This window comes from uncultured Thermus sp. (assembly GCF_938010445.1).
Classification (GTDB): domain Bacteria; phylum Deinococcota; class Deinococci; order Deinococcales; family Thermaceae; genus Thermus; species Thermus altitudinis.
This window is the reverse complement of the sequence record NZ_CALLUR010000183.1, coordinates 1-6614: the sequence shown is the minus strand read 5'-3', so window position 1 is coordinate 6614 and position 6614 is coordinate 1. Positions and strand designations below refer to the sequence as shown.

Here is a 6614-nt window from a genome sequence, read left to right as displayed (position 1 = left end):
CGCAAAAAAGCCCAGGTCCGTTTTGCCGAGGATAGCCCCTATAGCTACCAGAACCCCCCCGTGGCCAAGGTCAATGAGCAGGAAATCCTCCTGGCCCAGGTCCTCCAGCCCATCTTCTCCAATCAACAGACGGCGGCCCTCATCCAGCAAGGCCTGGGGGAGCTGGCGGTCCAGTTCTTCCTGCCCCAGACCCTGGAAAGCCTCATTGAACGAGAGCTTCTGGTGGAGGCGGCCAAGAAAAGCGGCAAGCCCTTCATCGGAAACAAGGACGGGATCGCCCAGGCCTATCTCCTCTACGAGACCCGGGGCCTTGCCGCCACCGAGGAGGAGGCCCGTAGGTTCTACGCGGAAAACCCCGCCCTCTTCACCATCCCGGCCAGCGCGGAGGTCATAGGGGTGGTCTTCAAGGCGGAGGCCAAGGCCAAGGCCTTCCGGGAGGCGGCCTTGAAGGGTGGCGACCTCCAGGCCCTGGCCAAGGCCCAGGAGGGCAGCCTCACCGAGTACGGCACCGTGAACCCCAACCAGCTCCCCGCCGTCTTGGACCGCCTGGTCTTCAAGGTGAAGGAGACCTTCCCCAAGGGACCCTTAGGCGAAGTAAGCGAGGTGGTGAAGCTGGAAGATGGCACCTTCGCGGTGCTTCTCATCAAGAACCGCAAGCCCGAGGTGCTCAAGCCCTTCAACGAAGTGGTGGAGGAAGCCAAGCTAAGGGTCATCCTCAGCAAGCGCCAGCAAAAGGCCCAGGCCCTGGTTCAGGAGCTGCGAAAAGCGGCCAAGATAGAAAACCGCCTAAGCCAGGTGCTGGCGGAACTGACCCCCAAGACCCAGGAGCCTGAGACCCCCCCTGCCAAAGAAACCCCGGAGGAGGGTCCGGCCAAGCCCTAAGCAGGTGGGCCCTCGAGGAGGTCCCCATTACGCGGACCTCCTCGTTTTTTTAAGATGGGACCATGGATATACCCAAACTCCTCACCCTTTATTACGAGGAACGCCCCGACCCCACGGACCCGCTGCAACGGGTGGCCTTCGGCACCAGCGGCCACCGGGGCACCAGCCTCAAGGGCACCTTCACCGAGGCCCACGTGCTGGCCATGGCCCAGGCCATCGCCGACCTCCGGGCCTCCTTTGGGGCCACGGGGCCCCTCTTCCTGGCCAAGGACACCCACGCCCTTTCCGAGCCCGCCTGGGCCACGGTCCTCTCCGTACTGGTAGCCAACGGAGTGGAAGTGCGCCTCGAGGAGGGCTACACCCCCACCCCCCTGGTCTCCTTGGCCATCCTGGAGCACAACGCCCAGCACCCCGCCAAGGCGGATGGCATCCTCCTCACCCCCAGCCACAACCCCCCGGAGGACGGCGGCCTCAAGTACAACCCTCCCACGGGTGGCCCCGCCGACACCCGCATCACCAAGGCCATAGAGGAGAGGGCCAACGCCCTTCTCGCGGAAGGGCTAAAGGGGGTCAAGCGCCTTCCCTTCCGGGAAGCTTTGCGGCAAGCCAAGCCTTACGACTACACTGGTCTTTACGTGGAGAAGGTGCGGGAGGCCGTGGACCTAGGGGCCATCCAGGCGGCAGGCTTGCGCCTGGGGGTGGACCCTTTAGGGGGCGCAAGCCTTAGGGTGTGGGAACGGCTTGCCGAGGCCTACCATCTCCACCTGGAGGTGGTGAACCCCACCCTGGACCCCACCTTCCGCTTCATGCCCCCCGACCACGACGGCAAGATCCGCATGGACTGCTCCAGCCCCTACGCCATGGCCGGCCTCCTGGCCCTTAAAGACCGCTTTGACCTGGCCATCGGCAACGACCCCGACGCCGACCGCCACGGGATCGTCACCAAGAGGGGCCTTATGAACCCCAACCACTACCTGGCGGCCGCTGTCCACCACCTCTACACCACCCGCACCTGGCCAGGGGCCAAGGTGGGCAAGACCGCGGTGACCAGCGCCCTTTTGGACCGGGTGGCCAAGGCCTTGGGGCGGGAGGTCTACGAAACCCCTGTGGGCTTCAAATACTTTGTGGAAGGCCTCCTGCAAGGCTGGCTAGGCTTCGGCGGGGAGGAAAGCGCCGGAGCCAGCTTTTTGCGCTTTGACGGCAGGCCCTTTTCCACGGATAAGGACGGGATTCTCCTGGGGCTCTTGGCGGCGGAGATCCTGGCCAAGCGGGGGAAGACCCCCGATGAGCTCTACGAGGAGCTGGCCGAAGGCCTGGGCCGGCCCTACTACACCCGCAAGGACCTTCCCATCTCCCCCTTGGCCAAGGCCAAGCTGGCTCGCCTCTCCCCCGAGGACGTGAAGGAGAGGGAGCTTGCCGGGGAGCCCATCCTGGCCATCCTCACCCGGGCCCCCGGGAACGGGGAGCCCCTAGGCGGCCTCAAGGTGGTGACGGAGAACGCCTGGTTCGCCGCCCGCCCCAGCGGCACCGAGGATGTGGCCAAGGTGTATGCGGAAAGCTTTAAGGGGGAAGAACACCTAAACGTGGTGCTGGAAGCCGCCATGGCCCTGGTGCACAAGACCCTGGGGTAAGCCCTCAGCCCTTGACGGCGCCAGCGGTTAATCCGGCCACGATACGTTGCTGGAAGATCAGCACCAGCACCACCAGGGGCACGGTCACCACCACGCTGGCCGCCATGATGGAACCCCAGGGGATCTCAAAGGGCGTGGCCCCCCCAAAGCTGGCGATGGCTGGGGGGACCGTTTTCACCTTATCCCCTACGGTGAAGGTTAGGGCGAAAAGGTATTCGTTCCAGGCAGCGATGAAGGCCAGAAGTCCCGTGGTCACCAAACCCGGACCCGTAAGGGGCAGCATGATGCGCACCAAGGTCTGCAAAGGGGTGGCCCCGTCCACGTAGGCCGCCTCCTCCAGCTCCCGGGGTAAACCTTTGAAGTAACCTACCAGGACCCAGACGGTAAAAGGGAGGGTGAAAAGAAGGTAGCTGAGGATAAGGCCCATATGGGTGTTGAACAAGCCCGCTTGGCGGAGCAGCATGAAAAGCCCTCCCAAGACCGAGATCTGGGGGAACATGGTCATAGCCAGAACCAGGTAGAGCACAGCATTCCTGGGAGGGAAAGGCAACCTACCCAAAGCGTAAGCAGCCAGCACCCCAAGGACCAGAGAAAGGAGGGTGGCCCCGCCGGCGACCACCACGGAGTTCAGCAGGTTGCGGCCAAAGTTGGCCTGGAGAAACACGTTCTTGTAATGGTCCAGGGTGAAGGGCAGCGGCAAAAAGTTGGGATCGCTGGCAAAAAGGGCGTCGGAGGGCTTGAAGCTGGAGATCACCGCCCAGTAAAAGGGAAAGACGCTATACACCACCACGAATACCACCAGTAGGTAAAAGAGCAGGCGATTTCCAAGGCGAAGCCAGGTCCTCATCGCAGAGCCTCCCTACCTAGGGTCCGCATATAGGCCACCACAAAAAGGAAAATCAGGACCAAAATCGCCACGCTTATGGCCGAGCCATACCCCAAGTCCTGGAAATCTATCAAGGTCTGGCGGTTGTAGACGGCCAGGGTACGGGTGGCCGGGTTCACGCCGCTCATAACGAAGATCACGTCAAACACCCGTAAGGCATCCAGGGTACGGAAGATGAGGGCTACCACCAAGGCGGGGGTAAGAAGGGGGAGGGTAATGGTCCAGAACTGCTGCCAACGGGTGGCCCCGTCGATGCTAGCTGCCTCGTAAAGCTCCTCGGGAATTAGCTGAAGGCCGGCCAGGAGGAGAAGGGCCATGAAGGGCGTGGTCTTCCACACATCCACGGCGATGATGGCGGGCAGAACCAGCTCGGGCCGGGCCAGAAAGGCCACCTTTTGCGACAGAATGCCCAGCTTCACCCCCAGGATGTTGATCACCCCGTAGACATCGTGTAGCATCCACTGCCACATCTTGGCGGAAACCACCGTGGGGATAGCCCAGGGAATAAGGATGGCGGTACGCACCAAGCCCCGACCCTTGAAGTTGGAATGGATGACCAAAGCAATAGCTAATCCCAAAAGAGTTTCCAGGCTAACAGAAAACACAGTGAACTTCACCGTGTTCCATAGGGCTTGGCGGAAATCAGGGTCCTGGAGAAGGTAAAGGTAGTTCTTGAACCCCACAAACTCCGGGGGCTCTACAAAGGCGATATCGGCCCGGAACAAGGACCAGTAAAAGACCTGGGCCAAAGGGTACCCCGCCACCAACACCACCACCAAAAGGGTGGGGAGAACCAATAACCAGGCCAAGCGTACCTGCCGTTGCGTCAGCATGATTTGAGGATAAGCCCCGGGGGGAGCACCCCCCGGGGATGGGAGGAAGGCTAGCGCAGAATGCGGCGCAAGCGGCCCTCGAGGTCCCGCACCGCCGCCTCCCCGGTCTTCTTCCCGGTAAGGACGCCGTGCACCTCGGTCCAGATAGCCTCGGACACTTGATTGTACTTGGCCCCCGCCACATCAGAAGGCCGGGAAACCGCATTCTGGAAGACGGGAAGGAGGTCGCGGAACCAAGGGTTCTTGGCCAGGACGTCCCGGTCGGTGTAAAGGGCCATCCGAGTGGGCAGGCGGGAAAGCCGCACGGCGTTATCCTTCTGCACCTCGTAGGAGGCCAAGTACCTCACCAGATCGGCCGACTCCTTGGGATAGCGGCTGTAGGCGGAAACCATGAGCTGCCAGCCACCCAGGGTGGCGGCGTTGGGCGCATCGGCTCCGCCCTTGGGAAGCACCGTGACCCCAAACTTGCCGCGGATGGGGCTTCCCTCCGCCTGGCCCAGGGCGTAGGCGTAGGGCCAGTTGCGCATGAAGAGGCTATTGCCCTGCTGCCAGACGTTCCTCGCCTCCTCCTCGGCATAGCTGGTGACCCCTGAGGGGGCGATGGTCCCCACAAAGCGGCGCACGGTGTTCAGGGCTAGGGCTGCACGGCCGTTGTTGACGCTGATGGTACCATCGGGTTCCACAATGCGCCCACCCTTGTGGGAGTAAATCCATTCTAAGGCGTCGCAGGTGAGGCCCTCATAAGCCTTGCCCTGGAAAACAAAGCCCCAAAAGTCCCGGCGACCCGCACGGCGCTCCCCCTCCATCACCTTTTGAGACATTTGCTCCAGCTCCACCCAGGTGCGGGGCGGGTTCTTGAAGCCGTACTTTTCCAGAAGGTCTTTGCGGTAGTAAAGGATGCCCGCATCAGTAAAGAAGGGAATGGAGGTGAGTTTGCCGCGGATGGTGTTGTTCTGGACGATGCGGGGAAAGAACTCCTTGAGCTCGTTATCCGAGAAGTACTGCTTCAGGTCGGCCGCATGGGGAGCAACGATGCCCGGCCAGATGACGTCGATCATGTAAACGTCCACATCCGGGCTCTTGGCCGCCCAGTACTGCTGGTAGAGGGCCAAGCGGTCGTTGGTGTCCGCAGGGGAGTCAATATACTCTACGCGGGTACCCGTTTTTTTACCCCAGGCCTCCACCATCTCCTTCATCCAGCGGCCACCCTCGCCTACCGCGGTGGAGTCCCCAGCCACCCGGATGACCGGACCTGTCTGGGCCCGCACCAAAACCGACCCCCAAAGAGCGCTAGCAGCCAGCCCAACCCCAGCCTTTTTGAGAAACTCCCTACGCCTCATACAAACCTCCATGGAAGCTTTTCCAGGCGGATTTTAAACCTGGTTTACCCCACCTGTCAAGCCCAAGCAAGGAGCAATCCCGCAAAGGAAAACCCCGGGGGCTTCCCCCCGGGGCGGTAATCCAGGGAAAGGAAATCAGAGGGCCGGGAAGGCAAAGCTGGCGTAGCCCAGCTCCGCCACCCCAAACCAGCGGTACTGCTCCTCGCGGAACTTCTTCCAAGCGGTGTAGACCTTGCGGTAGGTGGCGTCCTTGGCCGCCTCCTCCTCGTACCAGTCAAAAGCCGCTTTCTGGGCTGCCTTCATCACATCGGCAGGCCACTTGCGCAGGCGCACCCCCGCCTTAATGAGGCGTTGCAGGGCCGGGGGGTTCACCTGGTCGTACTTGGCCAGCATGGCGAGGTTGGCCTCGGCCGCGGCCACCTCGAGGGCCTGCTGGTACTCCTTGGGCAGCTTCTGCCACTCCTTTAGGTTCACGTATAAGGAAAGCATGGGCCCCGGCTCATGCCAACCGGGGTAGTAGTAGTACTTGGCCACCTTGTAAAAGCCCAGCTTCTCGTCGTCGTAAGGGCCCACCCACTCGGCGGCATCCACCACGCCCCGCTCCAGGGCCGGGTAGATGTCCCCACCCGCCAACACCTGGGGCACCACCCCAAGCCGGCTCATCACCTGGCCGCCGGGACCGGGGATGCGCATCTTAAGGCCCTTAAGGTCCGCTACGCTCTTGACCTCCTTGCGGAACCAGCCCCCCATCTGGGCCCCGGTGTTGCCACCGGGGAACTGGATGATGCCGAAGTCGGCGAAGATGGGGCGGAAAAGCTCAATACCGCCCCCGTAGTACATCCAGGCATTCTGCTGCCTTGCGGTGAGGCCGAAGGGTACCGCGGTGTCAAAAGCAAAGACCGCCGCCTTCCCCACGTAGTAGTAGCTGGCGGTATGGCCCATTTCCACCGTACCCTGTTGCACGGCATCCATCACCTGTAGCCCGGGCACGATCTCGCCGGCTTGGTAAGTGCGGATCTGGAAGCGCCCACCGGTAAGGGCG

The 6614-nt window shown here is 62.3% G+C and carries 6 protein-coding genes; 2 read left to right on the top strand and 4 right to left on the bottom strand.

Going from position 1 to position 6614, the window contains the following annotated elements; all coding sequences use genetic code 11:
* Together Q0693_RS10650 and Q0693_RS10645 are read left to right on the top strand one after the other, a co-directional pair.
* A partial coding sequence (locus Q0693_RS10650; protein WP_298631730.1) for a peptidylprolyl isomerase occupies positions 1 to 882 on the top strand: 882 nt, incomplete at its 5' end.
* Between the two features lie 62 nt (positions 883 to 944).
* Complete coding sequence (locus tag Q0693_RS10645) at positions 945 to 2513, top strand: phosphoglucomutase (RefSeq protein ID WP_298631727.1); 1569 nt, start codon at positions 945 to 947, stop codon at positions 2511 to 2513.
* 4 nt (positions 2514 to 2517) lie between these two features.
* Here the strand turns inward: Q0693_RS10645 and Q0693_RS10640 are convergent, their stop codons facing one another.
* The 4 genes from Q0693_RS10640 to Q0693_RS10625 form a co-directional block, all read right to left on the bottom strand.
* Positions 2518 to 3360 carry a carbohydrate ABC transporter permease gene (locus tag Q0693_RS10640; protein WP_243029925.1) on the bottom strand — a complete coding sequence of 281 codons (843 nt, stop codon included), beginning with the start codon at positions 3358 to 3360 and terminating at the stop codon, positions 2518 to 2520.
* Entirely contained in the window at positions 3357 to 4232 is an 876-nt protein-coding gene (locus Q0693_RS10635; protein WP_298631724.1) for a sugar ABC transporter permease, read from the bottom strand. Before Q0693_RS10635 ends, Q0693_RS10640 begins: the two co-directional genes overlap by 4 nt.
* A 50-nt stretch (positions 4233 to 4282) precedes the next feature.
* A complete protein-coding gene (locus Q0693_RS10630; RefSeq protein ID WP_243029928.1) occupies positions 4283 to 5572 on the bottom strand; it encodes an ABC transporter substrate-binding protein in 1290 nt (429 codons plus the stop codon).
* A 135-nt stretch (positions 5573 to 5707) separates the two neighbouring features.
* Positions 5708 to 6614 (bottom strand): TRAP transporter substrate-binding protein (locus Q0693_RS10625; RefSeq protein WP_298631719.1); only part of this gene is annotated, 907 nt, incomplete at its 5' end.

Excerpts from the sequence above, each read along its gene's own strand:
- Q0693_RS10645 (WP_298631727.1), top strand. The coding sequence starts at position 945 with ATGGATATACCCAAACTCCTCACCCTTTATTACGAGGAACGCCCCGAC.
- Q0693_RS10640 (WP_243029925.1), bottom strand. The coding sequence starts at position 3,360 with ATGAGGACCTGGCTTCGCCTTGGAAATCGCCTGCTCTTTTACCTACTG.
- Q0693_RS10635 (WP_298631724.1), bottom strand. The coding sequence starts at position 4,232 with ATGCTGACGCAACGGCAGGTACGCTTGGCCTGGTTATTGGTTCTCCCC.
- Q0693_RS10630 (WP_243029928.1), bottom strand. The coding sequence starts at position 5,572 with ATGAGGCGTAGGGAGTTTCTCAAAAAGGCTGGGGTTGGGCTGGCTGCT.